Genomic DNA, 26,857 nt, shown 5'->3' on the forward strand with positions numbered 1-26,857 from the left:
CCTCGGGCGCGCCCGAGGTCACGTCGCGGCGGGGCGGTACGTGCAGATCAACACGCCGGTGCTCGCGTGCGTGACCGAGACGAGCTCGAGCGGGCGGGCGCGCCCGTCCGTCGGGAAGATGGACTTGCCGCCCCCGAGCACGATCGGCTCGATCATCAGCATGTACTCGTCGACGAGGTCGCGCTCGACGAGCTGGCGGGCGAGCGACGAGCTCCCGAGCACCTGGAGGACGCCGTCGCGGCGGCGGCCGCGCAGGTCGCGGATCGCTCCGATCGCGTCGTCGCCGCCGAGCAACGTCGTGTTGCGCCAGCGTGACGACGCCTCCTCGGCCGACAGTGTCCGCGACGCGACGTACTTGGGGATCTCGTTCATCCGGTCGGCGAACGGGTCGCCCGCGCGCTCGGGCCACGCGGATGCCATGACCTCCCACGTGCGCCGGCCGAACACGAGCGCCTCCGTCTGCGCGAGGCCTTCGCCGACCACGGGGCCCATCGCGTCCGGGTCGAAGAACGGCATCGACCAGCCTCCGTTCCGGAAGCCGCCGTCGGTGTCCTCCTCGGCGCCGCCGGGTGCCTGCACCACGCCGTCGAGGCTGATGAAGTCGCTCAGGACGATTCGCATGTCACCTCCGACGCCCCGACGGCGCGGAACTCATCGCGCCTTCTACAGCGTCCGGAACAGGCCACCGTCGACGAGGATCTGCGCGCCGTTCACGTAGCTCGCGGCGTCGCTCGCGAGGAACACGCACACGCCGACCATGTCCTCGGGGCGTCCGATCCGCTTCATCGGGTTCAGCGCGGCCGCGCGCTCCTTCGTCCCGGGAGCCCACGCCTTCGTGATGTCCGTGTCGAACGCGCCGGGCAGCACGAGGTTGGCGCGCACCTTCGGCGCGAACGCCGCCGCGAGCCCGAGGGTGAGCGCGTTCAGGCCGGCCTTTGCCATCGCGTACGGGAGGTCCGTCGGGTCGGGGCGCAACGACCCCGCGGTCGTCACGTTGATGATCGATCCCCCGTCGCCGTCCGCCATGCGCGCGCCGAACAGCGCGCCGAGACGGAACGGGCCGCGCGCGTTCACTGCGTGCACCTTGTCGTAGAGCTCTTGCGTGACCGAGGGGAGACCGTCGTAGAGCGGTGACATGCCCGCGTTGTTGACGAGCACGTCGCACCGTCCGAGGTCGCCGTACACCGCGTCGACGAGGCGGTCGCAGTCGTCCCAACGGCCGACGTGACAGGCTACGGGCAGCGCGCGCCGGCCAGTCGCGTCGCGGATCTCCGCGGCCGCCTTCTCGCACGCGTCGAGCTTCCGGCTCGCGATCACCACGTCGCAGCCGGCCGCGGCGAGCCCTTCGGAGACCGCGCGACCGATCCCGCGGCTCCCCCCGGTCACCACCGCGACCTTGCCGGTGAGGTCGAACATCTCGTCGGGTGTCTGCATCTGGGACCGTCCCACTCTCCGATCGCCGTCACCCATCACCCTGGTGTTCCTGCACTCGGTGCGCAACACTGCCGCCCGATGTCGACACGGATCCCGCCCTGGTCGCGCGCGCTCATGCTGCTGTTCGTCGTCGCCGTCGCGGCGTGCTCGAGCAACGGAGTGAAGCACGGCGCGAGTTCGACGACGACGGGAGTGTCGCCGAAGCCAACGCAGGCCGTCGCCGCGAAGCCGTCGCCCGGCTGTCGCGCGAGCACACCCGTCGCACCGGGCGAGACCCGCGTGAACACGACCTCGCAGGGCGCGGCGCGTTGGTACATCCGCCACGTACCGCCGTCCTACGACCCGCACGTGCCGATGCCCGTCGTCCTCGACCTGCACGGCTACGAGGAAGGTGCGGTCGTCCACACGAAGATGTCCGGGCTCGGACCGTACGGCGACGCGCACAGGTTCGTCACGATCACGCCGCAGGGAAGTGGCACGGCGGTTGCGTTGTGGAACACCGACCTCCACGGCGCGGACGTCGCGTTCATCGGGAACCTGCTGGACGAGGTCGATCGCACCTTGTGTGTCGACGACAACCGCGTGTTCGTCACCGGTCTGTCGAACGGTGCGTTCATGACGTCGGCCGTCGCGTGCGCGTACGCCGACCGCGTCGCCGCGGCCGCACCCGTCGCAGGCATCCGGGAGATCGACGGATGCACCTTCGCGCGTCCGGTCCCGGTCGTCGCGTTCCACGGCACCGCCGATCCGTTCGTCTCCTACAACGGCGGTCTGGGACCGAAGGCGCTCGCGCTGCCCGCGCCCGACGGATCGGGCAAGACGCTCGGGCAGTCGGGCGCCGCGGCCGCGCAGACGAAGGGCCCGTCCATCCCCGAGATCACGGCCGCCTGGGCGACGCGCAACGGGTGCGCGAGCGCGCCGCCCGCGGAGCGCGCCGTCGCGAGCGACGTCACCCTCCTCACGTGGAGGTGCCCGGCCGACGCGACCGTCGAGCTGTACCGCGTCACCGACGGCGGGCACGCGTGGCCGGGCAGCCCGTTCTCGCGATCGATCGCCGCGATCGTCGGAAGGACGACGTTCTCGATCTCGGCGAACGACGTCATCTGGCAGTTCTTCCAGCAGCACCCGTTGTAGCGAGCGACGCGCCGTCGTCAGATCGCCTGGCGGTACCCGAAGAACTCGTGATCCTCGTTGTAGCCGCCGTGACCGCCGCCGATGTGACGGAACTCGGCGACGACCTCGATCGCGCGGATCCACTTCACCTGCTTGAACCCGAGCTCGACCTCGTTGCGCAACCGGATCGGCGCGCCGTGCGCGACCGGGAGCGGTTCGCCGTTCATCTCGAGCGCGAGCAGCGACAGCTCGCGGTACATCAGCTCGAGCGGGTGCACGTCGTAGTAGGTGCCACCGTCGGACCCCTCACCGAACGAGTAGAAGACGACGTAGCGCGCGTCGGCGGCCGGCTCGACGAGCGCGAGCAGGTCGCGCATCGGGACGCCGCCCCACTTCGCGACCCCCGACCACCCCTGGATGCAGAAGTGCTGCGTGATCTGCTCCTGGTGCGGCATCGAACGCAATTCGTCGAGCGTGAAGTCGCGCGGGTGGGCGACGAGGCCGTACACGTGCAGGCGGTAGTCCGCGAAGCGCGTGTCGACGAGCCGCCGGAACTCGTCCGAGTCGGGCATGCGCCCGTTCAGCCAGAAGTGGGGCGAGATGTCGGCCTCCGTGTACTGGCGCGGGTTGGGATCGATGTGCTCGAACAGGCCCTGCACCGGGCCCGTCACCGTCGCTCCGACGCGTTGCACGACCCGCGGATGGCGCAACGTGAACGGCGTCGCCGCGATCCACGCCGCGACCACGATCGCCATCCACACCACGTACAACCCGAAGCCCGCCCAACTGCTCGTGTCGTTGCCGAGCGTGATGTGGTTGAGGTTCGTCAGCAGGCCGGTCGTCCACACCATCGCGGTGTGCATGAAGATGAAGACCAGGAACCAGCACAGCACGAGGAAGTGGATCGAGCGCGCGACCTGCGAGCTCAGGTGGTGACTGATCGGGGTCAACCGGTTCGACACCGCGGGTGACTGGCCGAGACCAGTCAGCAAGGCGAGCGGTGCCGCGACGAAGACCGTCACGAAGTACGAGATCAGCTGGAGCCCGTTGTACGCGACCCAGCCGTGGTTGTACGGCCACTGCAACGACAGGTACTGCAGCGCGACGGATCCTGCGCTCGGGAACACCTTCCACGTCGTCGGCACGATGCGCTGCCACTGCGGCGTCGCGAACAGCAACGCGTAGAACACCGCGCCGTTCAGCAGGAACAGGACGTCGAACGTGAAGTGCCACCACCGCGCGAGACCGATCGAGTGCCGGATCCCCGGCAACCCGACCTGACCCGGCAGCTTCACGGAGTCCTGCTTCGCGGTCCACATCGGATCGGGCGGGACCGGCTTCTGGAAGCGCAGCCACTCGCGTCCGGGCGTCGAGTGGCGGGTCCAGTAGAGGCGCGGGTGGTCGGCGAGGATCTGCACGCCCGAGCGGATGATGAACGCCATGAAGAACAGGTTGAAGAAGTGCTGCCAGCGCAGCCACGACGGCAGACCGAGATACGCGGGGTGCGGGTTCGGCGCGATCGTCCCCGGATACCGGTGCACGAAGTGCGCCACCGACGGCATGTTGCGCAACCCCTTGGCGACGGCGACGAGCACGACGACCAGCACGACCGCGATCGGGATCGACCAGAGGAGGTTGATCCACCGCCGGCCCACCCGGACGTGCGGCGGCGTCCCACCGACCTGCGGGATCGATCCCGCCCACTCCGCGACGTCGATCGTCTCCGACGGCTTCGTCAGCGACACCTCGAAGTCGCGCCGCGGTGTCGGTCCGGACTCGTTCGACGCCATCGAGCCGTTCTTACCCGCGCCGTCGACGCGAGGCGGCATCGCGCGGTTCAGAACATCGCGGGGACGATCGCGTCGATCAGATGCGGTCCGGGCTCGCGGAGCGCGTGCTCGAGCTGCGTCGTGAGGTGGTCGGCCGTCTCCGCGCGCGTCGCGGGCACACCGAAACCCGTCGCGATCGACACGAAGTCCAGCTCCGGCCCGTGGAGGTCGAGCATCTCCTTCGCGCGCGGTCCCGCAGCGGCACCGAGACGGTTCAGCTCCATGTTGAGGACCGAGTACGACCGGTTGTCGTAGACGATCGTCGTCACGTCGAGCCCTTCGCGGGCCTGGGTCCACAGCGACTGGATCGTGTACAGCGCGCTGCCGTCGGCCTCGAGCGCGACGACGGGACGGTCGGGCTCCGCGACCGCGGCTCCGGTCGCGACCGGGAGCCCCTGGCCGATCGCGCCGCCGGTCAGGCACAGCCAGCTGTGGCGCGGGCAATCGGCGGTCGCCGCGGGGTTCGACAGGCCCGACGTCTGCGCCTCGTCCGAGACGATCGCACCCTCGGGGAGCAGGGCGCCGATGGCGGCCGCGATCGCGTCGGTCGTCAGCGCGCCCGTCGGACGATCGGGCCGCCGGACGTCCGCAGCCGACGTGCTCACGGCGGGTGCGCCGAGGGCCTCGACCAGATCGTCGAGCGCCCGCTCCGCGTCGTCGGTCGTGCCGGCGAGGGACGACACCTCGCAATTGTCCGGCACGAGGTAGCTCGGCTTGCCCGGGTACGCGAAGAACGACACCGGCGCCTTCGCGTCGACGAGCACGAGGTGACGGAACGGCTCCAGCTGCATCGACGCGAACTCGGCCAGGTACGCGAGCCGCGTCGGCTCGGGAAGTCCGGCGCCGCGCTCGACGCGCGTGGGAAATGTCTCGGCCAGAAGCTGCGCGCCGGTCGCCTCCGCGATGCGCGCAGCCGCGTGGAGCGCGCGCTCGCTCAACGCCGTGCCGCCCAGCAGCAGCGCAACCGATTCACCGCTCCGCAGCACTTTCGCGACGGTGTCGATCGTGTCGGCGTCGACGTGGTGGCGCGCGGCCGGCGTCACCGGCGCACCGGGCGAGCCGCCGTCGCTCCACGACGAGTCGGCCGGGAGGATGAGCGTCGCGACCTGACCGGGCGGACCGAGCGCGGCCGCGACGGCCTCGGCGGCGTCGCGGCCGACGTCGGCGGCCGTCGCGCAGCGTCGTATCCACGACGACACGTTCTGGGCGACGGTCTCGATGTCGGACTCGAGCTGGGCGTCGTACTGCTTGTGGTGGCTCGCGTGGTCACCGACGACGTTGACGACGGGCACGTGGCCCTTGCGCGCGTTGTGCAGGTTCGCGAGGCCGTTGCCGAGACCGGGCCCGAGGTGCAGGAGGACCGCGGCGGGATGCTCGGCCATGCGCGCGAACCCGTCGGCCGCGCCGGTCGCGACGCCTTCGAAGAGCGCGAGCACGCCGCGCATCTCGGGGACGGCGTCGAGCGCCGCGACGAAGTGCATCTCGGACGTGCCCGGGTTCATGAAGCACGTCTCGACACCGGACCCGACGAGTGTGCGCACGAGCGATTCGCCACCGTTCACGGCGCGGCCTCCACGTCGAAGATCTTGCCCGGGTTGAGGATCCCTGCCGGGTCGAACGCGTGCTTGATGCGTCGCATCAGCGCGATCTTGGCGGGGTCCTCGAGCGCGAGGAAGTACGGCTTCTTCGCGGTGCCGATCCCGTGCTCGCCCGAGATCACGCCCCCGAGCGCGATCCCCGCGCGGAACAGCTCGAGCATCACCTGCTCGCGGGCCTCACGGTCCTGCTGGAAGACCGCGAGGTGGACGTTGCCGTCACCCGCGTGACCGCAGCCCGCGATCCACGCGCCGTGCGCCGTCCCGATCTCGTTCGCCGTCGCCATGAACTCCGGCAGCGCGGCGCGAGGCACCGCGACGTCGACGATGTCGTCCGCGCCGTTCGCCTTCGCGAGCCAGAACGCCTTCTCGCGCGCCTCGACAAGCTGCATCGCCGCGTGCGACGGCAGCACGTAGACGTCCACGGCACCGAGCGTGACGAGCAGCTCGGCGACACGTTGGACGTCCTCCTCGAGTCGGCGCTCGTCGTCGGCCTCCATGCGCGCGACGAGGTACGCGAGCGCGCTCGACTTCACGTCGGGCGGCACACCGACGTCGACGTCGTACTCCCGCTCGATCGCGGCCATCGTGAGCATGTCGACGTACTCGAGGATCGACGGCGACACGCCGCTCGTGATGGCCCTCGGCACCGCGCCCGCGACGCCGTCGACGGTCGGGAACGGCGCGAGCAGGGTCGCGGCGTGCGCGGGGCGCGGCGCGAGCTTGAGCGTCGCCTCCGTGACGAGCGCGAGCGTCCCCTCCGATCCGACGACCAGCTGGGTGAGGTCGTAGCCGGACGACGTCTTGACGGTGCGGCCTCCGGTCCGGAGCAGCTCACCCGTCGCGAGCGCGATCTCCAGGCCGAGGACGTGATGGCGGGTGACGCCGTGCTTCACGGCGCGCATCCCGCCCGCGTTGGTCGCGACGTTGCCACCGATCGTGGCGCTGTACTCGCCGGGGTAGACGGGATACGCGAGGCCGAGCGGCGCGAGGACGGCGTCGAGCTGGTCGAGTCGCACGCCCGGCTCGACGACGGCGAGATGCGTGTCCGCGTCGACGTCGAGCACGTGGTTCATCCGCGCGAACGAGACGACGATGCCGCCGGCGTGCGGGATGCAGCCACCCGACAAGCCCGACCCCGTGCCCCGGGCGGTCACCGGCACGCGTCGCTCGGTGCACAACGCCAGCGTGCGCGCGACCTCGGCGGCCGACGTGGGTTCCACGACGGCCACCGGCGCGACCGGTCGCGCGCCGAGCGTCTCGTCGTGCGTGACGTCGTCGTCGACGTCGATGTCAGTCCGGACGCGGTCCTCGCCGAGCGCGTCGGTGAGCAGGGCGGCGAGCTCGTCCACGACCCGAACGGTTGCGCGCTCACCTGCCCGAGGCAAGCGTGGGCACCCGCCGGCGACGGGGTGATTGAATGCCCTGTCCCGAAGGAGCCGTGTGATGACCCGTCCGGCGCCCGTCCGCATCCTCGACCTCGCCGAACCGGTGCTGCCGGACTCGGTGGTCGCGATGCGCGAGGGCGTCCGCGACGCGGCGGCCGCGCTGCGGTTCGATCTCGCGCAGCTCGAAGCGGACGCGGTCGCCGAGGCCGGGCTCGACGACTTCGGCGACGACCTCTACCGCGAGCCGTACACGGTGCTGCTCGGCGCGCTCGAGCGTGAGGGGCAGCTGAGCGCGCTCGGCCGGTTCAGCACCTACGAGCAGCTGAAGCGGTTCCTGAAGAACCGGCTGCTCGTCGTCGACTACCTGAAGCGCCACCCGGACGCGCTCGACACGCCCGTCGCGCGACCCATCGTGATCGCGGGCATGCCGCGCTCGGGCACCACGCACCTGCACAACCTGATCGCGGCGGATCCGGCACTGCGGTCGCTGCCGTACTGGGAGAGCGTCGAACCGGTTCCGCCGCTCGGCGAGCAAGGGAAGCACTTCGACGTCGATCCGCGCTGGCAGCGCTGCGCCGACGCGCTCGCGATGCAGGACGTCGTCATCCCGCACATGCGCCGCATGCACGACATGTACCCGGACCACGTGCACGAGGAGATCCACCTGCTCGCGATCGCAGGATCGACCATGTTCTTCGACTGCCTCGCGCCGGTCCCGAGCTGGCGTGCGTGGTACAAGGCGACGGACCAGACGCCGTTCTACCAATGGACGACGAAGGTCCTCCAGGTCCTGCAGCACCAGCGCGGCCCGACGCGCTGGGTGCTGAAGTCCCCGCAGCACCTCGAGCAGTTCCGGCCGCTCATGACGACGTACCCGGACGCGACCGTCGTCGTCACGCACCGCGATCCCGTCTCGATCACGGCGTCCTTCTGCACGATGGTGACGTACACGGCGCGCATGAGCCAGGAACGTGTCGACCCGCACCGGTTCGGCGCGTACTGGTCGCGCATCATCGAAGACTTCCTCACGGCCGCGTGCCGCGATCGCGACGTGCTCCCGGCGGATCAGTCGCTCGACGTCCGGTTCGACGAGTTCATGGCCGACGACGTCGCGACGGTGCGCGCGATCTACGACCTGGCCGATCAGCCGTTCACGCCCGAGGTCGAGAAGCTGATGCTCGCCTTCATGGCCGACCACCCGCGCGGGAAGTGGGGCGCGGTCACGTACGCGCTGTCCGACTTCGGTCTCGACGCGGGCGAGCGGCGCGCTGCCTTCCGTCAGTACTGCGAGCGCTTCGGCGTCCGGTCGGAGACCTGAACGAAGGGGAGGACATGGCGGACTCGGAGTCGCGTGCCGCGTTCCTGGAGCTGCTGGACGTGCTGCGCGAGGCGAGCGAGCGGTGCGTCGGCGAGGAACGCGGGATCACGGATCCCGACGACGTGGGCGAGGGGCTGCGCAACCTGACGCACATCCTCCAGAGCGGGCTCTACTCGCACCAGGAGTTCGACCCGGAGCGGCCGGTGTTCCGGCGCATCGTGTCGCCGACGCGCAGCTTCACGGGCGACAACCCGGACGCGCTGTACTTCGAGACGCCCGTGGCCGCCGACCGCGAATACGTCGTGCGCGGCGCGCTCGCGGGCGCGGTGTACACGTCGTTCACCATGGAAGCCGGCGCGGTGGAGGGGAAGTACGCGACCGCGACGGCGGGTGTCCTGAACGACGCCGACATCGACGTCGACGCCGACGGGAACTACGAGATCCGTCTCGGTGGCGCGCCCGCGGACCGCAACTGGCTCGGCATCCCGGCCGAGGGCGGCCGCATCACGACGCGCCACTACTTCGAGTGGCCCGAGCCCGCCGCCACCTCGCAGACGTTGCACGTCCCCTTGTCGATCGAGGCGCGCCCACCGGCGGGTCCGAGGGCGCGCTGGAACGACGAGACCGTCGCGCGCGCGATCCGTCGAGTGACGAACCACGTGCGGGGCAAGACGCTCGACGCGCCGCTACCCGGTGAGCTCAAGCCCGCGTTCCTCTCGACAGTCCCGAACCAGTTCCCGAAGCCCGTCCCGCCCGGGAACATGGCGTTCGCCGCGTTCGACGCGGCGTACTCACTCGCGCCGTACTACATCGGGGACGACGAGGCGCTCGTGATCACCGGTCGCTGGCCCGAGTGCCGCTTCGCGAACGTCTGCCTGTGGAACCGCTTCAGCCAGATGTACGACTACACGACGAAGTCGGTCAGCCGGAATCGTGCCAACACGCAGCTCGAGGCCGACGGGAGCTTCCGGATGGTGCTCGCGCACCGCGATCCGGGTCTGCCCAACTGGCTCGACACCGAGGGGCGCAACCTCGGCACGGTGTTCTGGCGCTACTTCCTCCCCCAGGGCGACGTCGAGACGCCGCAGGCCGAGGTGGTGAAGCTCTCGTCCTTGTGAGGGAGGTCAGCGCGTGTCGTGCAACGCGGGCAGGACCTGCTCGGCGAAGCGCGCGTTCGACTCCGCGACGAGGCCGGGGTCCGCGTCGAGCGAGCCCGCGACGACGATCACGCGGTCGATGCCGAGCGCGGCCAGCCCGGCGAGCCGCTCCGTGACCTCGTCGGCGCGGCCGATCGCGGCGAACCGGTCGACGAAGTCGTCGTCGAGATGCCGCGCGGCAGGTGCGCTCGCGTCGCCGTGACGCGACGGGTCGTACTCGGCCGCGAGCCTCGTGATGCCGGTGCGCGTCACGTCGGAGAGGCCGTTGGGCGGTGCGCCCTCCGCGGAGAACCGGGCCAGGATCGCCGTGCTGCCGCGCACGAGGTCGCGCGCGACGGCCCGGTCGTCGTGGACCGCGACGTTGACGAAGGCGCCGAGCGAGACGGGTCGTTCTCGTGCTGCCGCGCGCGCCGTGCCGACGGCCCAACGGACACGGTCGTGCTCGGCTCCGACGGTGAAGTCGATCCGCTCGGCATGACGGGCCCCGATCGCGATCACGCGCGGTCCGGATGCCGCCACCGAGACCGGGACCTTCGCCAGGCGGTCGTCGGGGAGCCAGCGGATCTTGCTGTCGGTGCCGTCGCGCGCGACCGCGTCACCGGCGAGGTACCCCTGCAGATCGACGAGCGCGTCCTCGAACCGATCGAGCGGGACGGGCCGGCGACCGAGCTGCGACAGTGCCGAGTCACCCCGACCCAGGCCGAGAACCGCGCGACCCCCGGTCTCGTCGTGGAGCGTCGCGGCGGCGGACGCCGTGACCGCGACGTCGCGCGTCTCGGGGTTCGTCACGCCGGGTCCGATCCTGATGCTCGACGTCGCCGCGCCGGCGAGCGCGAGCTCGACCCAGATGTCGGCGTTGAGGTTCTGACTGTCGGCGAGGATGAAGCCGTCGAAACCGAGCCGCTCGGCGTCGGCTGCGGCGGGTGCCACCCGGTGCGCGAACGAGAACGAGTGCAGCCAGACCTCCATCGGCCGGAGAGGCTACGCAGTCGTGGGTCGCCCGTTCGCTGACACACCCCTGCGGTACAACGTGCGCATGGAAACGCAGGCGCGATCAGACGTGCATCACGTGCTCGACCTGCTGGACGAGGCGTGGGTCGCGGCGCGAATCGGTGACGTGCGTCGCTTCGACGCCCTCGTCGACTGCCTCGCGGCGCGTCCGAGCCGCAGTACCGCCCACGAGATCGCCACGGTGCTCGAGGGCGCGGTCGTGTCCGCCTGGTCGCGCGGCTGGCAACCGGCAGACGTCACTCGCTTCGCCGACCGTCTCCTCGACGACTGCGCCGCGCTGCTCCTCCGGTGGGTCATCGCGTCCGAGTCGGCGAGCTACGAGCGTCTCGGCCGGCGCGTCGCGCCCGACTGGATGGCCCAGCTCGCCGCGATCGACGCCGTGCGCAGTTGGGACGCCGAGCGTCCGTATCTCGTGCAGCTCGGGCGATCGTGGCGCGACGCGCTCGTCGCGGCTGTGCACGTCTCGGGGATGTTGCAGCGGCTGCGCGTGCTGCCCCGTCTCGTCCCGCCACCGAGCGACTGGCGCATCGGGCAGCAGCGCCACGACTCGTCGTTGCCGCACGCGCTCCTGGACAAGGTGCGCGCGCTGCTGGCCAAGGCCGAGTCGACGACGTTCGAGGCGGAGGCCGAGGCGTTCACCGCGAAGGCGCAGGAGCTGATGGCGCGTCACCGCATCGACCGCGCCGTCCTCGACGCCCACAGTGGCACCCGCGAGGAGGCCGCCGGTCGGCGAATCTGGATCGACAACCCGTACGCCGATCCGAAGTTCGTCCTCCTGGCGCAGATCGGACGCGCGAACGGCTGCCGTGCCGTCTTCGAGAAGCACCTCGGGTTCGCGACGGTGTTCGGCTTCCCGGACGACCTCGACGGTGTCGACGAGCTCTTCACGTCGCTGCTCGTCCAGGCGACCGGTGCCCTGAACCGGGCCGGGTCGAAGACCGACGCGTACGGTCGAAATCGCACCGCGCGCTTCCGCCGGTCGTTCCTGCTGTCCTTCGCCTACCGAATCGGCGAGCGGCTGCGCGAGACGGTCGACGCGACCGTCGCGGCAGCATCGGCGGACACCGGCATGGCGCTCGTGCCGCTGCTGCGAGCGCGAGCGGAGGCCGCGGAAGCCGCGCTCGACGCGACGTTCGACGCCTCGGAGCTCCGATCGATCCGTCTCTCGGCGTCCGACGGCGAAGGTTGGGTCGCGGGACGCGTGTTCGCGGACCAGGCCGACATCTCCGTGGCCGCGCCGATCGGGCGCGAGAGCGCGTGACCACCCTGTCGGGTGCGCTCGTGACGCTGCGTCGCGCGACGCACGACGATGTGCCGGACCTCGCCCGGCTGCGCGCGACGCCGCAGGTCCACCGATGGTGGCGCGGTGGCGACGACATGGTCGCCGCGGTCGAGGCGGATCTCGCCGAGCCGGGCAGCACCGGCTACGTGATCCTCCACGACGAGCGCGTCGCCGGCTGGATCCAGTGGCAGGCCGAGGAGGAGCCGGACTACCGGCACGCGAGCATCGACGTCTACGTCGACCCCGCGCTGCATGGTCGCGGCATCGGCACCGACGCCGTCCGGACGCTCGCGCGCCACCTGTTCGTCGACCACGGCCACCACCGCATCACGATCGATCCCGCCGCCGACAACGTCGTCGCGATCCGTTGCTACACGAAGGTCGGCTTCAGGCCGGTCGGGATCATGCGGGAGGCCGAGCGCGGTACGGACGGGACCTGGCACGACAGCCTGCTGATGGACCTCCTCGCCGGCGAGCTGACCGAGGCATAGCGAACGAACGCCGAGGCCGCGCGTGTCAGTCGGTGATCGCGATCGCGAGACGTCGGGCCGCGAACTCGAGCAGTCGCTCGGCTGGGAACGGGTCGAGCGCGCGGCGTTCGCTCGTGAAGTGGTCGGCGAGGCCGTTCATCGCCGACCACAGCAACGCGGGCACGAGCTCGTCGTCTGCGACGCGCCGGCCGTCGCGCGCGGCGGCGTCGCGGATCGCGCGCATCAAGAGCTCGTTGTTCGCCAGCGTCGCCGCGCGCAGCTCGACGATCAGGTCACGTGGGAACGGCGCCGGCTCCTCGTGCGTGTCGTGCCGCAGCGTCGACCACAGCGTGAAGTGCCGGCCGAACCTGCGGTACAGCTCGAGGTATTCGCCGATCACCCGCTCGAGCAGCGTGGCAAGGTCGCCCGCGCCGTCGACGACCCCGCGCAGCACCTCGGTGTGCGCGCGGATCGCCTCCGCGTAGAGCGTCGCGAACAGCTCCTCCTTCGTCGCGAAGTACGAGTACAGCGTCGCGGGCGAGATCCCGGCACCGGCCGCGAGGTCGCGCATGTTGAGCGACAGGTACCCCGACTCGGTGATCCGGGTCCGGGCCGCGTCGAGGATGTCGGCGCGCCGCCGCGTGCGGTCGCCCCACTTCGTCTTGGTCGCCCGTCCCGCCACCACCGACCCCCGAGGAAATCGAACGTCGTTTGATTCGAACAGCGTTCGATTCTAGAGTGCGTTGCGGGGCGCAGCCGAGACCGGGGGATGAGGCGTGGAGCTGTGGACGATGGGCATGCCCGAGGTCGGCACGGCCGTGGCCCAGGCCCAGCGGGCCGCCGACGGCGGCTGGGACGGGATCACGTTCACCGACAGCCAGAACCTCGTGGGCGACCCGTTCGTCGCGATCGCGCTCGCCGCCGACCACGTCGCCGGTCTCCGCTTCGCGACCGGCGTCACGAACGCGGCCACCCGTGATCCCGCCGCGCTCGCGACGGTTGCCGCCACCGTGCAGGAGACGTCCGGCGGGCGGTTCGTGCTCGGGATCGGCCGGGGCGACACCGCGCTGTTCCACCTCGGACGCAAGCCGATGACGGTCGACGCCTTCACCGCGCGCGTCACGGAGCTGCACACCTATCTCGCCGGCGGGACGGTCGAGCGCAACGGCCGACCGAGTCGCCTGCTCTGGCTGGCACGCGCGCGGCAACCGAAGGTCCCGCTCGACGTCGCGTCGTCCGGACCACGCGTCATCACGTTCGCGGCGCGGGTCGCCGAGCGCGTCACGTTCGCGGTCGGCGCCAATCCCGACCGTGTGGCATGGGCGGTCGACCTCGCGCGGAAGGCCGCCGCCGACGCGGGCCGCGATCCCGCCGAGCTCTCGTTCGGCGCGTACGTCAACATCGGGTGTCATCGGGACGTCGACGTCGCGCGCGGCCTGATCGCCGGTGCGGTGTCCGCGTTTGCCCACTTCTCGGCGATGCCCGGGTCGACCGGTGCCGGGCTCGACGACCACGACCGTGCGGTCGTCGCGGAGGTCGGTCGCCGCTACGACAGCAACGAGCACCTCCGGAACTCCGCCGCGCACAACGCCGCGCTCGAGCGCGACTTCGTCGACCGCTTCGCGATCGTCGGCCCGCCCGAGCACTGCACCGCCCGGCTCCGTACGCTCGTGGGCCTCGGCATCGACCGCTTCGTCATCACCGGTGCGACGTTCGGCGCCGACCGCGACGACGCCCGTACCGCGTACCAGCTCCTCACCAGCGAGGTGCTGCCCGCCGTCCGCGAGGAGACAAAGGCATGAGCGAGCGTCGGGAGGCGGGTATCCCGCCGAGCAGCGAGCGTGGCCCGACCGGCCCGGCGCGAAGCGCCGAGAGGGGGCAAGCATGAGTGAACACGACCTGTTGATCCGCGGCGGCACGGTCGTCGACGGAACGGGATCCCCGGCGCGCACGGCGGACGTCGCGATCGACGGGTCGACGATCACCGACGTCGGGAACCTGCACACGTCCGCGCGTCGCGTCATCGACGCCGACGGCCTGCTCGTCATGCCCGGGTTCGTCGACATCCACACGCACTATGACGGGCAGGCGTCGTGGGACGAGCGGATGATCCCGTCTTCTTGGCACGGCGTGACCACGGTCGTCGCCGGGAACTGCGGCGTCGGCTTCGCACCCGTGCGCGACGCCGACCACGACCGGCTGGTCGAGCTCATGGAGGGCGTCGAGGACATCCCCGGCGTCGCGCTGCACGAGGGGCTGACCTGGAACTGGCGATCGTTCCCGGACTTCCTCGACGCGCTCGACGGCCGTCACTTCGACGTCGACGTCGCGCTCCAGGTGCCCCACGGTGCGCTGCGGCTGCACGTCATGGGTGAGCGCGGGGCCCGTCGCGAGCCGGCGACCGACGAGGACATCGCGTTGATGGCGAAGCTCGCGGCCGAGGCGGTCGACGCCGGCGCGCTCGGCTTCTCGACGTCGCGGACGCTCAACCACCGCACGAGCCGGGGCGAGCTGACGCCGACGCTCACGGCCGAGGCGGGCGAGCTCGTCGGCATCGCGACCGCGATCGGCGCGACCGGTCGGGGCGTCCTCCAGGTCGTGTCGGACTTCGCCGACGTGGATGCCGAGTTCGCGATCTTCCGTCGCATGTCGCAGGAGTCGGGGCGACCGTTGTCGTTCACGTTGCTGCAGACGCGCACCGGGACGTGGCGCCGGCAGCTCGAGCTGCTCGAGCGCGCGAACGCGGAGGGCGTCCGGATGACGGGCCAGGTCGCGCCCCGGCCGGTCGGCCTGTTGCTCGGGCTCGAGTGCACGCTGCACCCGCTCCTCACGAACCACGTCTACCGCGAGATCGCGGCACTCCCGCTCGCCGAGCGCGTCGCGACCATGCGCGACCCGTCGTTCAAGCAGCGGGTGCTCGACGCCGCCGGCGAGCACAAGCCGGGGCGCGTCATCGACGCGTTCGACCGCGTGTACGAGCTCGGCGACCCGCCCGACTACGAGCCCGATGCGTCGTCGAGCATCGCCGCGCGCGCTGTACGCGAACGCCGCGCGCCGCTCGACCTTGCGTACGACCTGCTCGTCGAACAGGACGGGCACGCGTTCCTGTACGTGCCGATCCTCAACTACGAGGACGGGAACCTCGACGCGGCCGGTGAGATGCTCGCCCACCCGAACACGGTCGTGGGTCTCGGCGACGGTGGCGCGCACGTCGGCACGATCTGCGACGCGAGCTTCCCGACGACGCTGCTCACGCTCTGGGGACGCGACCGCGACCACGGGCGACTCGACGTACCGTTCCTCGTGCAGCGGCAGACGAGCGCCACCGCGCGCACCGTCGGGCTGCACGACCGGGGCGTGCTCGCACCCGGCTACCGCGCGGACGTGAACGTCATCGACTTCGACCGGCTGACCGCGCGCCGGCCCGAGATGCGTCACGACCTGCCCGCGGGTGGGAGACGTCTGGTGCAGCGCGCGGACGGCTACGTGACGACGATCGCCGGGGGCGTCCCGACGTACGAGCACGGCGAGGCGACCGGACCGCTGCCCGGCCGTCTGCTCCGCGGACCACGGCCGGCACCGACGACGGAGGCGCGCTGACGATGACCGCCACGACGATCCCCGATCCCGCGACGCTCACGCCGCTCGAGACGCACTGCGAGTGGCGGAGCGACGAGCTCGGCGACGGCTATGTCTTCCACCTCACGGACGCGCACGTCGACGAGCTCGACGCCGCGTTGCGCCATGCCGAGTTCGTGACCGACGACGTCCTCGACATCACGCGTGACTCGTTCCCGCTGCCGACCCTCGCACCGGAGCTCGACCGCGTCGCGCGCGACCTGATCGACGGGCGCGGGGTCGTGCTGATCCGCGGTGTGCCCGTCGAGCGGTACGGCAAGGAGCGGGCGTCGAAGATCTACTGGGGTGTCGGGATGCACCTCGGCCGGCCCTGGCCCCAGAACGCCAAGGGCCACCTGCTCGGTGACGTCACCGACCAGGGCCGCGCCGCGAGCGACCCGACGTCGCGCGGTAACGAGATCGGCGGCATCGCCTTTCCGTTCCACTCCGACGGGTCCGATCTCGTCGGGCTGTTCTGTCTCGACGCGGGCGCGAGCGGGGGCGCGAGCCTGGTCGCGAACGCGGTCGCGGTACACAACGAGATGGTCCGCACCGAGCCCGATCTCGCGGCGGAGCTGTACGCGCCGTTCGCGTACGACTTCCGCGGCGAGCAGGCGCCGGGGACGAAGCCCTGGTACACGATGCCGGTGTTCACGCGTCGCGGGGACCGGCTCTTCGTGCGCTACATCCGGCCGTACATCGAAGCCGCCCGCCGTCACGCCGACGCGCCCCGACCGTCCGACAAGGCACGGGCCGCGATGGACCGGGTCGACGAGCTCTGCGCCGACCCGCGCTTCCACGCGTCGATGACGATGCAGCCCGGCGACATGCAGTTCGTGGACAACTACCACGTGCTCCACGCCCGCGACGCGTACGTGGACGACCGGCCGTCGGGCCGCATCCGTCATCTCAAGCGGCTCTGGCTCGAGACCGACGTGCTGAGCGACGACGACAAGCCCGAGCCGTTCCGCCTCGCGGGGCGGAGCGACTGGTGGTCACGCTACGGCCGCACGAAGAGCGAGCTGAAGGTCTGACGCCCGCTCCGTTCTGTGAAGCGTTCCGGCCGCATGCCGGCCGTCATGCTTCACAGAAGCGTGGGGGCTACTCGCGGGGTAGGCGGGGGAACCTCGGCGGGCGCTTCTCGAGGAACGACGCCACGCCCTCCGCGAAGTCGGCGCGACCGAAGCTCTCGACCATGAGCTCTTGCGACTCACGCTCGGCGGGGCCGAGTCCCGCGTGGAGCTGCTCGTACACCTGACGCTTCATGATCGCGAGCGACGTCGGCGACGCGTGCGCCGCGAGGTCCTCCACGTACGCGCGCGCGTGGTCCACCACCTCGTCGGCCGGGAGCGCGGCGTTGACGACGCCGAGACGCGCAGCCTCCTCGCCCGTCATCCGGCGGGACGAGAACAGGAGGTCGAGCGCGATCGCCGGCCCGACGAGGCGGGGGAGGAGCCAGCTCGATCCCCATTCCGCGACGAGACCGCGGTGCGAGAACGCCGTGATGAACGGCGCGTCGGCCGCCATGAACCGCAGGTCGCAGCAGAGCGCGATCGGGACGGCCATCCCGGCGATCGCCCCGTTGATCGCCGCGATGACGGGCTTCGGCGTCGCGAGCAGGTACGTGTACTCGCCCGCGAAGTCCTCGGGCAGCGGTGGGTCGCGTCGCACGTCGAGCGCGTCGCTGTCTCCCGCGTCGCCGGCGCCTCCACCACTCGCGAGTGACGACAGCACCCCGAGGTCCGCGCCCGAGCAGAAGGCGCGACCAGCGCCCGTGATCACGATGCCGACGACGGCCGGGTCCCGCTCCGCGCGTGCCACCGCGTGACGGACCTCCCTGCCCATGCGCACCGTCCACGCGTTCAGCACGTCGGGCCGGTTCAGCGTGATCGTCGCGACGGGGTCGTCGACCTCGTAGATGATCTGCTCGTACATCCCGCGCCGCCCGCTCAGACCATCGTCTGCCCGGCGCTCACGTTGACCGCTTCGCCGGTCACCGCGGCGGCGTCGTCCGACAGGAGCCAGCAGATCGTCGCGGCGATCTCGTCGGCGGTCTGCAGCCGGCGCAGCGGGATCTCGCGCTCGACGAACGCGTCGAGCCCCGCCTTGCCTCCCATCAGCTGCTCGAACATCCCGTCGCGGTTGACGAGATCGGTGTCGACGGTCCCCGGGCAGACCGCGTTGACGGAGATCCCCGCGGGACCGAGCTCCAAGGCGAGGCACTGGGTCAGCAGGATGATCGCCGACTTCGCCGCGCAATACGCGCCGAGCATCGGGAAGGCGCGCTTGCCCGCCTGACTCGACACGTTGCAGATGCGCCCGCCCACCCCGGCCGCCACCATCCTCGACGCGCAGGCCTTCGACACGAGCCACGTGCCGATCACGTTCACGTCGAGGACTCGCCGGAACTCCTCGACCGGGATCGCGACGAGCGGGCCGAGCCCGAAGCCCGGACCGCTCCCGCCCGCGACGTTGGCGACGGCCGTGATCGTGCCGAGCGCGTCCGTCGCCTCGGTGACCGCGCGCTCGACCGCGTCGGCATCCGACACGTCGGCGCGCAGCGCGACGGCGCGGCGGCCCGACGCGCGCACCTGCTCGACGACGTCGTCGAGATCGTCGCTCGACGCCGTTCCGTGCAGCGGGGCGTCCTCGTATGGGCGCGCGATGTCGAGGCACGCGACGTCCGCGCCGAGCGACGCGAGTCGCAGCGCGGTCGCGCGCCCGATGCCACGCGGACGTGCCGCCCCCGTCACCAGCGCGACCCGTCCCTCGAGCGGCAGCGTCGTCATCGCGAGCCCTCCGCGTCGCGCACGGCGCGCACGAAGTCGATCAGCGCCTCGTTGACCTCGGCCGGCTTCTCCTGCTGCACCCAGTGGCCGGCGCCGTCCACGATCACCGTGCCGCGATGGTCGTCGAGCCAACCGTCCATGACCGCCGGCGGCATCATGACGAGCACGGGGTCGAGGGCGCCGGCGACGAACAGGGACGGCATCGTCACCTTTGCGTCGGCGAGCCGTTCGGTGAGCGCCCAGTTGCGGTCGAGGTTGCGGTACCAGTTGATCCCACCGGTGAAGCCGGTGCGGGTGAACTCGCTGACGTAGTGATCGAGCTCGTCCTGGCGCAGCCACTCGGGAAGCCGGTCGGGCTCGGGTAGCCGTTCGACGAACCCGCGGTCGTCGCCCGTCATCGCGCTCGCGACCGCATCCGGATCCGCCGACGCGGTTGCGAGACCGCCGAGCATGCGCCGCATCGTCGTCGCGGGATCACGACCGAGGTCGGCGTCCGCGACACCCGGCTCCTGGAAGTAGAGCATGTAGAAGAACGAGTCGCCGACGACCTGGCGGAAGATCTGGGTGGGCGGCATCGGCCCGCGCGGCACGAACGGCACGCTCATCCCGACCACGCCGGCGACGCGCCCGGGCGCGAGCAACGCGAGGTTCCACACGACCATCGCGCCCCAGTCGTGACCGACGAAGACGGCTCGCTCCTCGCCGATGTCGTCGAGCAGCGCGAGCAGGTCGCCGGTCAGGTGCTCGATGTCGTAGGCCTCGATCGCCTCCGGACGGCTCGAACGCCCATAGCCGCGCTGGTCGGGCGCGAGCACGCGACACCCCGCCGCGGTGAGCGCGGGGATCTGGTGACGCCACGAGTACGCGAGCTCCGGGAACCCGTGTGCGAGCACCACCGGGAAGCCCGAGCCGGCGTCGACCACGTGCAGCTCGAGACCGTCGCGCGTCGCGACGGTGCGCTCGCTGATGGCGACGTCGGGCACCTCAGCCGACCCGCCGCTCGACACCGGCCCAGTACGGATCGCGCAGCTCGCGCTTCAGCAACTTGCCCGACGGGTTCCGCGGCAGCGACGCGGCGAAGTCGACCGACTTCGGCAGCTTGTAGCCCGCGAGGCGTTCGCGGCCGAACGCGATCAGCTCGTCGCCGGTCACGTCCGTCCCGGGCTCGAGCACGACGATCGCCTTCACCGCTTCGCCCCACGTGTCGTGGGGCACGCCGATCACGGCGACGTCCGCGACTGCGGGGTGCGCCATCAGCGCGTTCTCCACCTCGGCCGGGTACACGTTCTCGCCGCCGGACACGATCATGTCCTTCACGCGGTCGTGGAGGTACAGGTACCCGTCGTCGTCGGCGTAGCCCGCGTCGCCGGTGCGGAACCAGCCGTCGGGGGTGATCGCGGCCGCCGTCGCGTCCGGGTTGTTCCAGTACCCGGCCATGTTCTGGTGCGAGCGCGTCCACAGCTCGCCGACCTCTCCGAGCGCGCGGTCCTCGCCCGTCTGCGGGTCGACGACGCGGAGCTCGACCCACGGATACGGCCGCCCGCACGATCGCAAGAGGTGCGGCTTCGCGACGGGGTCGTGGTCGCGCCCGTCGAGCTGCGTGATCGCGCCGGTCGTCTCGGTGAGGCCGTACACCTGGATGAGCTCGCAGCCCATCGTCTCCATCGCGCGCACGAGCACGGTGTCGGTGATGGGTGACGCCCCGTAGACGAGGGCGCGCAGCGTCGAGAAGTCGGTCGACTCGACACCGGGCGTCGCGAGGAGGAACTGGATGACCGCGGGAACCATGAACGCGTTCGTCACGCCGAACTCGGGGATGACGCGCAGGATCTCGGCGGGATCGACCTCACGCAGCACGACCGTGCGACAGCCGCGATGGAGCCCGACCATGGACCAGCCCGCGCCCGCGATGTGGAACAGCGGCATCATCGCGAGGTTCACGGAGTCGTCGGTGAACCGCCACTGGTCCGCGAGCCCGGCGACGCCGGCGAAGAAGTTGTCGTTGGTGAGCATCGCGCCCTTCGGCAGGCCGGTCGTGCCCGACGTGTAGAGCTGGAACGCGACGTCCTCGCCCGTGCCGGTGAAGCCCGGGTCGTCGGGCGCGTGCTGCGCGAGCCACGCCTCGTAGCCGGGCCAGCGCCCGTGCTCGCCGATCGCGACGATGGTGTGCATCCGCGGGAGGTCGTGCTCGATCTTCTCGATGTGCGGCACGAACTCGGGACCGACGAACACCGCGGTCGCGTGCGCGTCGTCGATGATCTGCGCCATCTCGACGGACGTGAGGCGCCAGTTCACCGACACGTTGACCGCGCCCAGCTTCGCGAGCCCGAACGTCACCTCGAACCATTCGAGCCCGTTCTTGTCGATGAACGCGACGCGGTCACCGGCACGCACGCCCGCGGCCCGCAGCGCCTGCGCGACCTGGCTGGAGCGGCGGTCGAGCTCCGCGAACGTCAGCGAGCGGCCGCCCGACACGAGCGCAGGCGCATCCGGCCGCTCACGACCGTGGACGCGGACGACATCGGCAACCGTCGCGATCGGGGTCCCCGGCATGCCGGGGATCCTCGCGCGTCGGCACCGGGTCAGGTCGCGAGCTCGGTCGGCGTCACCGCGATCTCGACGACGTCCCCGCTCCGGTACACGCGCAGCGGCACCGGCCGGCCGATGCGCTCGCCGGTCATCAGCCGTTGCAGCTCGCCGACGCCCACCACCGCGATGCCGTCGACGTCGAGGACGACGTCCTCCGGTCGCAGGCCCGCTCGTGCCGCGGGACTACCGGCGACCACCGTCGTCACCTCCAGGCCGTTCGAACGTCCCGTCATGCGCGTCGCGCGTGGCGGGAGCGGTCGCGTCCCGCCCGCGATGCCGAGATACGCGCGCCGGACAAGGCCGTCACGCATCAACGCGCCGACGATCGCGCGGGTGGTCGCGTCGATCGGGACCGCGAGCCCGAGGCCCTGGCCGATGCCGGGCCCGACGACGGCCGTGTTGACGCCGACGACCTCGGCGCGTCCGTTCGCGAGCGCACCGCCCGAGTTGCCGGGGTGCAGCGCGGCGTCGGTCTGGATGACGTTCTCGACGAGCCGCGACGCGGCGCCGCCACGCGCAACCATCGAGCGGCCGAGCCCGCTCACGACGCCCGCGCTCAGCGACCCCTCGAAGCCGAGCGGGTTGCCGACCGCGACGACGAGCTGTCCGACCTGGAGCCGCGCGGCGTCACCGAGCACGGCCGCGGTCAGCGGCGCACCGGACGGGGACAGGTGCACGCGCACGACTGCGAGATCGGACAGCGGGTCCCGTCCCACGACGTCGAAGTCGAGCTCGCGCCCGTCCGCGAAGCCGGCCTCCCCGCCGTCACACCCGTCGACCACGTGGGCCGACGTGAGCAGGAACCCGTCGGGCGTCATCGCGACGCCGGATCCCGCACCGGCGACACGACCGCGTCGCCGGACCCGCAGGCTCGCGACCGACGGCGTGACGACGCGTGCGACACGCGTGACGACTCGCGAGTACGCGTCGAGCGCGTCGTCGTCCGAGACGACGTCCGGATCGGCGCGGCGGTCCTCCAGCGTGTTCACGCCGAGCCCGTCTGCGGTTGGTCGACGAACGCGACGCGCGTCTCCATCTCGTCGACGCCGCGTACGACGCGCAACGTCACGCCGGTCTCTCCCTGGGCGCCGTCGAGGACGTCGAAGAGGTCGTCCGCGGTCGTCAGCGCACGCCCGTTCGCCTCCACGAGGAGGTCTCCTTCGCGGAGGCCGGCCCGTGCGGCGGGACCGTCGGCCTCGACGACGCGCACGAGCAGCCCGTCGCGCTCGGGCAGACCGACGGCGCGGCGCATGCGCCGTGCCGCGAACGCGGGCGCGAGCCCGACGCCGAGTCGGAGTCGCGACGGCACCTCGCCGCGCGTCAGCTCGTCGACGCGCGTGCGCAGCGTCGCGTCGGCCGGCTGCGCGAGGTAGAAGCCCTCGCCGAGGCGGTGCGTGTTGACGCCGACGAGCCGCCCCTCGACGTCGACGAGCGGACCACCGGACGAGCCGCGTCCGAGCGGCGCCGTGTGCTCGACACTGCCCGTCACGCGTCGGCCGCGCGGCCCACGGAACGACCGGCCGACAGCCGACACCGTGCCGAACCCGACGCGCACCCCTTGGCCGGCCGGGTTCGCGAGCGCGAAGACGGGTGTGCCCAGACGCAGCTCGCTGTCGGGCGCCCACGCGATCACGGGCGCGCCGGCCGTGTCCACGGCGAGGACGGCGAGATCGCCGTCGACGTCCGCCGCGGTCACCGACGCGGTCACGACCCGCCCGTCGGCGAAGGTCACCGTCGTCTCGGTGCCGCGCAGGTTGTGCGCGTTCGTCAGCACCACGCCGTCGCCGACGACGACGCCCGCGCCCCGGCCGCGGCCGCGGCCGATGCGCACGACCGACGGTCCCGCCGCCTGGGCGGCCCGGCCGGCCGCCTGCTCGAGCTCCTCGGTGAGGCTCATTCGTTTCCTCCAGATCCTGACTTGCGAGAAGCAAGTAACTTGTGAATCGCAAGCTACAACCGACCGACCGGGGAATGCAAGCGCGATTCGGGGGCCGGGCACGGAAGGAGGCGAGCAGAGAAGATGGAGCCGATGGCCCGGACCGGCGACGGACTCGATCTCGCGCTCACCCGCGTCGGGGACCGGTGGGCGCTGCGCGTCGTCGACGCCCTGCTCGGCGGTCCGCGTCGCTTCACCGAGCTCCAGCACGACCTCGGCGACGTCGCGACGAACGTCCTGTCCCAGCGCCTGAAGCAGCTGGAGCAGGCCGGCGTGGTCGTCGCGCGCCCCTACTCGACGCGACCGCTGCGGAACGCGTACGAGCTCACGGCCGAAGGACGCGAGCTCGCGGGCGCGCTCGCCCTCCTCGCAGACTGGGGTGCCCGGCAGGGCGACGCCGGCGAGACGCCGCACCACGACGCGTGCGGCAGCGCGCTCGAGGCGCGCTGGTACTGCCCGACGTGTGAGCGCGTCGTCGACGATCCTGACGACGAGCCGCTGCGCTACGCGTGACCCACGCGCCTGCGCCGCCTCGTCACTCGCCGGACGAGACCCGACCGCCGCGCGGGTTGGACACCTCGCCCGGCAACGGCGCACCGCCGTTCGGCAGCTGCTGCGCGTTCGACACCGACGGATGCTGCAGGCCGGCCGGACCGCGGCCGAACGCCTCGAGCACGTTCCACGTCACGGTCACCACGGCGTCGTTGTGCAGGCACCCGCCCTGCGGGCACGGACCCGTCAGGTTGGCGACCCAGATGCTCGTGCCGGTGTCGAAGACACCCGCACCGCTCGGGGCCGTGTAGTACGTCATGTCGGCGTAGCTCGGCCGTCGCTGGCACCGCACCGGCGAGTGCGCGAGCACCGTGACGTTCTTCGGTCCGGGCAGGTTCGGGTTGTACCGGTCGTACTCGCTCCCGACGAGATGCGGGAGATGCGCACCGTTCCGCAGTCCCGTGCCCGCGAACTCCCATTGCGACGCGTCGAGCACGACCATGTCCGCGTCGACCGGGTTGCACTCGTACTCACCCCCGAGGAGCGTGCTCTCCGGGTGGTCGAGCGGCGGCGCGCGCCAGTCGACCGTCACCTCGCTCTTGTCGGTCGTCGGGTCCTCGCTCGCGCTCTTGTAGTCGACGACGTGCCGGTCGGGTCCGAGCGTCGACGGCTCGAACCGGATGTGGCGGAACACCGCGTTCGCGCCGAGGAACACGAGGTTGACGCCGTGGTCGCGGGCGTTCTCGGCGCCGGCGCGCATCGACGTCGACCAGTACTCGTCGTGGCCGAGCGTGACGAGCACCCTGTGCTGCAGGACGAGCTGCGGCGCGCGATGGAGGTCGACGTCGGTCCAGTACGTGACGTCGAGGCCCTTCGACTCCGCGAGCCAGACGAGCGGCAGCTCGTTGCCGACGAACTCCGACGCGCCGTCGTGGTCGTACGGGCGGTCGAACGACACGATTCGCGCGCGCTGGGCGAAGCTCGGATGGCTGGGGGGTCCACCGAGGTACAGGTCGTAGCCGCCCCACATGTTGTACGCCTGCCACGTCGCGACCGAGCTCTGGATCAGGTACGCGGCGTGGCTGGCGTCGTCGCGCACCGTCAACGGGATGTAGCGCTGCGCGCCGGTCGACGCGACGAGCTTGAACAGGTACTCGCCCGGCGGCCACGTCTTGTCGACGGTGACGGACAGCGACGGCTGCCAGTGCGTCTCGACCATGTTCACGCGTGGGACGACGACGGGATCGGGCTGCTTCACGCCCTGCTGCTGCGCCGAGCGCCAGACCAGCCGACCGCCGAGACCCTGGTAGTAGCCCATGCGGTACGCCTCGACGTCGAACGCGGGCGCCGTGGTCGAGACGAAGAGGCGGACGGTGTCGCCCTGCTGGACGCTCACCTGGTCCGCGTAGCCCTCGATCGCGTGGGTCGCACCGGCGTTCGTGATCGCCCAGTCGCGGGTGCCGGGCTTGCGGTTCTCCTTCTCGACCCACGACGCCGTCGGCGCGCTCGAACTCGCCAGCGCGGTCGCGTCGACGGTCGGGCGCGTCGTCGCGTGCCGGTGGTCCGCGGCGGTGCGCGACGGGCGCGACGCCGTGTGCACGATCGCGGTCGTCCCCCGCCCCGACCCGCCGGGCCAGACCGCCCAGACGCACAGCGCGACGAGGACGGCGAGCGCCAGCGGCGCGTGGCGGCGGTCCATCGAGCGGTCACCCTACCGGCGGCCTCCTCGGCAGCGCCGTCGGCGGCGGTGGTGTCTCGGCCGCGGTCTCACCAGCCGGTTCGCGGCCCTTGAGACGGTAGTAGTCGATGATCGTCAGCACGACGGCCGTCAACGGCACCGCGACGAACGCGCCCGGGATGCCAGCGAGCGCGCCGCCGGCCGTGAGCGCGATGAGCACGACGATCGTGTGCAGCTTCACCGCGCGCCCGAGCACGACGGGCCCGACGAGGTAGCCCTCGACGTTGTGGATCACGATCGTCACGCCGATGACGAGCACCGCGGCGAGCGGCCCCTTCGCGACGAGCGCGAGCAGCGCGGCGAGCGCGCCGGTGAGGAGCGCGCCGACGATCGGGAAGAACCCGCCCACGAACGTCAACACCGCGATCGGACCTGCGAGCGGTACGCCGATCGCGAGCAACGCGATGAACATCAGCGTCCCGTTCACGAGGCCGTTGATCGCGGTGCCCCGGATGTAGCCGCTCAGTGTCCGCCACGCGCGGTCGCCGATCGCGCGGAGGTCCGCGGCGTGCTCGTCGTCGAAGATCCCGAGCCACCAGTTCGTGATGACCGAGCCGTCCTTCACGAAGAAGAACGCGAAGACGATGCTCAGGATCCCGCCGACGACGAGGTCGAGGACGACGGTCGCCTGTTGGAGCGCACCCTCGACCAGCTTCGTCCGGTTCTTCTGGATCTCCTTGCCGAAATTGTGGAAGTCCCGCTTGACCTGCTTGCGCGACATGTGCAGCGGGCCGTGGACCATCCAGTCCTGGATCCGCTTGATCCCCTGGTTGGCCTGGTGCTGCAGCGCGGAGAAGTGGTTGGTGACGGACGGGACGATGTACAGCAGGATCCCGGCGACGACGAGCATCCCGGCCACGAACACCGCCCAGGTCGCGGCGAGCGGCGGCCACCCCCGCTTCCGCAACCACTGCGCGGGCGGGACGAGCACGGTCGAGAGGAACAGCGCGACGACGAGCGGCAGCACGACGACGCGCAGCCGCGCAATCGCGAGCACCACCAGGTAGATCCCGCCCGCGACGAGCAGGGCGCGCCATGCGTACGACGCCCCGACGTCGAGCCACCGCGGCACCCGAGCGGGCCGTTCCGCCACCGGAC

Annotated in this window: 24 protein-coding genes; 9 read left to right on the forward strand and 15 right to left on the reverse strand. The window is 71.5% G+C overall.

What is annotated here, in order from left to right:
* Positions 1-18 precede the first annotated feature (18 nt).
* Both VFC33_14740 and VFC33_14745 read right to left on the reverse strand, forming a co-directional pair.
* Positions 19-621 carry a dihydrofolate reductase family protein gene (locus VFC33_14740; GenBank protein HZR14493.1) on the reverse strand — a complete coding sequence of 201 codons (603 nt, stop codon included), beginning with the start codon at positions 619-621 and terminating at the stop codon, positions 19-21.
* Positions 622-663: 42 nt separating this feature from the next.
* A complete protein-coding gene (locus VFC33_14745; GenBank protein HZR14494.1) occupies positions 664-1,434 on the reverse strand; it encodes a glucose 1-dehydrogenase in 771 nt (256 codons plus the stop codon).
* Positions 1,435-1,512: 78 nt separating this feature from the next.
* Between VFC33_14745 and VFC33_14750 the strand changes: the two genes are divergently transcribed.
* On the forward strand, positions 1,513-2,568 hold the full coding sequence (locus VFC33_14750) for a PHB depolymerase family esterase (GenBank protein HZR14495.1): 1,056 nt from the start codon (positions 1,513-1,515) through the stop codon (positions 2,566-2,568).
* Positions 2,569-2,585: 17 nt separating this feature from the next.
* On the opposite strand, the gene VFC33_14755 is transcribed toward VFC33_14750, so the two are convergent.
* The 3 genes from VFC33_14755 to VFC33_14765 are packed head-to-tail and all read right to left on the reverse strand — an operon-like array spanning position 2,586 to position 7,323.
* On the reverse strand, positions 2,586-4,337 hold the full coding sequence (locus VFC33_14755; GenBank protein HZR14496.1) for a molybdopterin-dependent oxidoreductase: 1,752 nt from the start codon (positions 4,335-4,337) through the stop codon (positions 2,586-2,588).
* Between the two features lie 47 nt (positions 4,338-4,384).
* Positions 4,385-5,938 (reverse strand): acetolactate synthase large subunit, encoded by a 1,554-nt coding sequence (locus VFC33_14760; protein ID HZR14497.1) that lies wholly within the window; start codon positions 5,936-5,938, stop codon positions 4,385-4,387.
* Positions 5,935-7,323: an FAD-linked oxidase C-terminal domain-containing protein gene (locus tag VFC33_14765; GenBank protein ID HZR14498.1), complete on the reverse strand. Its 1,389-nt coding sequence runs from the start codon at positions 7,321-7,323 to the stop codon at positions 5,935-5,937. Before VFC33_14765 ends, VFC33_14760 begins: the two co-directional genes overlap by 4 nt.
* A gap of 94 nt (positions 7,324-7,417) precedes the next feature.
* Between VFC33_14765 and VFC33_14770 the strand changes: the two genes are divergently transcribed.
* Both VFC33_14770 and VFC33_14775 read left to right on the forward strand, forming a co-directional pair.
* On the forward strand, positions 7,418-8,677 hold the full coding sequence (locus VFC33_14770; protein ID HZR14499.1) for a sulfotransferase: 1,260 nt from the start codon (positions 7,418-7,420) through the stop codon (positions 8,675-8,677).
* Between the two features lie 14 nt (positions 8,678-8,691).
* Positions 8,692-9,795, forward strand: a complete 1,104-nt coding sequence (locus tag VFC33_14775) for a DUF1214 domain-containing protein (GenBank protein ID HZR14500.1) — start codon at positions 8,692-8,694, stop codon at positions 9,793-9,795.
* Positions 9,796-9,801: 6 nt separating this feature from the next.
* Here VFC33_14775 and VFC33_14780 read toward each other — a convergent pair whose 3' ends face one another.
* Positions 9,802-10,803 carry an LLM class flavin-dependent oxidoreductase gene (locus VFC33_14780; GenBank protein HZR14501.1) on the reverse strand — a complete coding sequence of 334 codons (1,002 nt, stop codon included), beginning with the start codon at positions 10,801-10,803 and terminating at the stop codon, positions 9,802-9,804.
* A gap of 67 nt (positions 10,804-10,870) precedes the next feature.
* On the opposite strand from VFC33_14780, the gene VFC33_14785 reads away from it, so the two are divergent.
* Both VFC33_14785 and VFC33_14790 read left to right on the forward strand, forming a co-directional pair.
* On the forward strand, positions 10,871-12,106 hold the full coding sequence (locus VFC33_14785; GenBank protein ID HZR14502.1) for a DUF2786 domain-containing protein: 1,236 nt from the start codon (positions 10,871-10,873) through the stop codon (positions 12,104-12,106).
* Complete coding sequence (locus VFC33_14790; GenBank protein ID HZR14503.1) at positions 12,103-12,618, forward strand: GNAT family protein; 516 nt, start codon at positions 12,103-12,105, stop codon at positions 12,616-12,618. The genes VFC33_14785 and VFC33_14790 overlap by 4 nt, the downstream gene beginning before the upstream one ends.
* 25 nt (positions 12,619-12,643) lie before the next feature.
* Here the strand turns inward: VFC33_14790 and VFC33_14795 are convergent, their stop codons facing one another.
* Entirely contained in the window at positions 12,644-13,282 is a 639-nt protein-coding gene (locus VFC33_14795; protein ID HZR14504.1) for a helix-turn-helix domain-containing protein, read from the reverse strand.
* A gap of 91 nt (positions 13,283-13,373) precedes the next feature.
* Here VFC33_14795 and VFC33_14800 point away from each other — a divergent pair, with 91 nt between their 5' ends.
* The 3 genes from VFC33_14800 (at position 13,374) to VFC33_14810 (ending at position 17,249) form a co-directional block, all read left to right on the forward strand.
* On the forward strand, positions 13,374-14,399 hold the full coding sequence (locus VFC33_14800) for an LLM class flavin-dependent oxidoreductase (GenBank protein ID HZR14505.1): 1,026 nt from the start codon (positions 13,374-13,376) through the stop codon (positions 14,397-14,399).
* Between the two features lie 82 nt (positions 14,400-14,481).
* Positions 14,482-16,197 carry an amidohydrolase family protein gene (locus VFC33_14805; protein HZR14506.1) on the forward strand — a complete coding sequence of 572 codons (1,716 nt, stop codon included), beginning with the start codon at positions 14,482-14,484 and terminating at the stop codon, positions 16,195-16,197.
* A 2-nt stretch (positions 16,198-16,199) separates the two neighbouring features.
* Positions 16,200-17,249, forward strand: coding sequence for a TauD/TfdA family dioxygenase (locus tag VFC33_14810; GenBank protein ID HZR14507.1), 1,050 nt, complete (start codon positions 16,200-16,202; stop codon positions 17,247-17,249).
* Positions 17,250-17,316: 67 nt separating this feature from the next.
* On the opposite strand, the gene VFC33_14815 is transcribed toward VFC33_14810, so the two are convergent.
* The 6 genes from VFC33_14815 to VFC33_14840 are packed head-to-tail and all read right to left on the reverse strand — an operon-like array spanning position 17,317 to position 23,490.
* Complete coding sequence (locus tag VFC33_14815; protein HZR14508.1) at positions 17,317-18,150, reverse strand: enoyl-CoA hydratase-related protein; 834 nt, start codon at positions 18,148-18,150, stop codon at positions 17,317-17,319.
* Between the two features lie 14 nt (positions 18,151-18,164).
* Entirely contained in the window at positions 18,165-19,004 is an 840-nt protein-coding gene (locus VFC33_14820) for an SDR family NAD(P)-dependent oxidoreductase (protein HZR14509.1), read from the reverse strand.
* Positions 19,001-19,987: an alpha/beta hydrolase gene (locus VFC33_14825; GenBank protein ID HZR14510.1), complete on the reverse strand. Its 987-nt coding sequence runs from the start codon at positions 19,985-19,987 to the stop codon at positions 19,001-19,003. The genes VFC33_14820 and VFC33_14825 overlap by 4 nt, the downstream gene beginning before the upstream one ends.
* A gap of 1 nt (position 19,988) precedes the next feature.
* Complete coding sequence (locus tag VFC33_14830; protein HZR14511.1) at positions 19,989-21,557, reverse strand: long-chain-fatty-acid--CoA ligase; 1,569 nt, start codon at positions 21,555-21,557, stop codon at positions 19,989-19,991.
* A 29-nt stretch (positions 21,558-21,586) separates the two neighbouring features.
* A complete protein-coding gene (locus VFC33_14835; GenBank protein ID HZR14512.1) occupies positions 21,587-22,582 on the reverse strand; it encodes a trypsin-like peptidase domain-containing protein in 996 nt (331 codons plus the stop codon).
* The gene (locus VFC33_14840; GenBank protein ID HZR14513.1) at positions 22,579-23,490 is read right to left on the reverse strand and encodes a S1C family serine protease; all 912 of its coding nucleotides are present in this window, start codon (positions 23,488-23,490) and stop codon (positions 22,579-22,581) included. Before VFC33_14840 ends, VFC33_14835 begins: the two co-directional genes overlap by 4 nt.
* Positions 23,491-23,622: 132 nt before the next feature.
* Between VFC33_14840 and VFC33_14845 the strand changes: the two genes are divergently transcribed.
* Positions 23,623-24,042 (forward strand): helix-turn-helix domain-containing protein, encoded by a 420-nt coding sequence (locus VFC33_14845; GenBank protein ID HZR14514.1) that lies wholly within the window; start codon positions 23,623-23,625, stop codon positions 24,040-24,042.
* A gap of 22 nt (positions 24,043-24,064) precedes the next feature.
* On the opposite strand, the gene VFC33_14850 is transcribed toward VFC33_14845, so the two are convergent.
* Both VFC33_14850 and VFC33_14855 read right to left on the reverse strand, forming a co-directional pair.
* A complete protein-coding gene (locus VFC33_14850; GenBank protein HZR14515.1) occupies positions 24,065-25,720 on the reverse strand; it encodes a N,N-dimethylformamidase beta subunit family domain-containing protein in 1,656 nt (551 codons plus the stop codon).
* A gap of 7 nt (positions 25,721-25,727) precedes the next feature.
* Positions 25,728-26,852, reverse strand: coding sequence for an AI-2E family transporter (locus VFC33_14855; GenBank protein HZR14516.1), 1,125 nt, complete (start codon positions 26,850-26,852; stop codon positions 25,728-25,730).
* Positions 26,853-26,857 lie beyond the last annotated feature (5 nt).

The organism is Acidimicrobiia bacterium (assembly GCA_035651955.1).
Classification (GTDB): Bacteria; Actinomycetota; Acidimicrobiia; order IMCC26256; family JAMXLJ01; genus JAMXLJ01.

What these genes read in the sequence shown, in the direction of transcription:
- VFC33_14850 (HZR14515.1), bottom strand. Translation starts at nt 25,720, where the DNA reads ATGGACCGCCGCCACGCGCCGCTGGCGCTCGCCGTCCTCGTCGCGCTG.
- VFC33_14845 (HZR14514.1), top strand. Translation starts at nt 23,623, where the DNA reads ATGGCCCGGACCGGCGACGGACTCGATCTCGCGCTCACCCGCGTCGGG.
- VFC33_14805 (HZR14506.1), top strand. Translation starts at nt 14,482, where the DNA reads ATGAGTGAACACGACCTGTTGATCCGCGGCGGCACGGTCGTCGACGGA.
- VFC33_14775 (HZR14500.1), top strand. Translation starts at nt 8,692, where the DNA reads ATGGCGGACTCGGAGTCGCGTGCCGCGTTCCTGGAGCTGCTGGACGTG.
- VFC33_14815 (HZR14508.1), bottom strand. Translation starts at nt 18,150, where the DNA reads ATGTACGAGCAGATCATCTACGAGGTCGACGACCCCGTCGCGACGATC.
- VFC33_14755 (HZR14496.1), bottom strand. Translation starts at nt 4,337, where the DNA reads ATGGCGTCGAACGAGTCCGGACCGACACCGCGGCGCGACTTCGAGGTG.
- VFC33_14780 (HZR14501.1), bottom strand. Translation starts at nt 10,803, where the DNA reads ATGGAGGTCTGGCTGCACTCGTTCTCGTTCGCGCACCGGGTGGCACCC.
- VFC33_14740 (HZR14493.1), bottom strand. Translation starts at nt 621, where the DNA reads ATGCGAATCGTCCTGAGCGACTTCATCAGCCTCGACGGCGTGGTGCAG.
- VFC33_14785 (HZR14502.1), top strand. Translation starts at nt 10,871, where the DNA reads ATGGAAACGCAGGCGCGATCAGACGTGCATCACGTGCTCGACCTGCTG.
- VFC33_14840 (HZR14513.1), bottom strand. Translation starts at nt 23,490, where the DNA reads ATGAGCCTCACCGAGGAGCTCGAGCAGGCGGCCGGCCGGGCCGCCCAG.
- VFC33_14770 (HZR14499.1), top strand. Translation starts at nt 7,418, where the DNA reads ATGACCCGTCCGGCGCCCGTCCGCATCCTCGACCTCGCCGAACCGGTG.
- VFC33_14830 (HZR14511.1), bottom strand. Translation starts at nt 21,557, where the DNA reads ATGCCGGGGACCCCGATCGCGACGGTTGCCGATGTCGTCCGCGTCCAC.
- VFC33_14810 (HZR14507.1), top strand. Translation starts at nt 16,200, where the DNA reads ATGACCGCCACGACGATCCCCGATCCCGCGACGCTCACGCCGCTCGAG.
- VFC33_14820 (HZR14509.1), bottom strand. Translation starts at nt 19,004, where the DNA reads ATGACGACGCTGCCGCTCGAGGGACGGGTCGCGCTGGTGACGGGGGCG.
- VFC33_14750 (HZR14495.1), top strand. Translation starts at nt 1,513, where the DNA reads ATGTCGACACGGATCCCGCCCTGGTCGCGCGCGCTCATGCTGCTGTTC.
- VFC33_14745 (HZR14494.1), bottom strand. Translation starts at nt 1,434, where the DNA reads ATGCAGACACCCGACGAGATGTTCGACCTCACCGGCAAGGTCGCGGTG.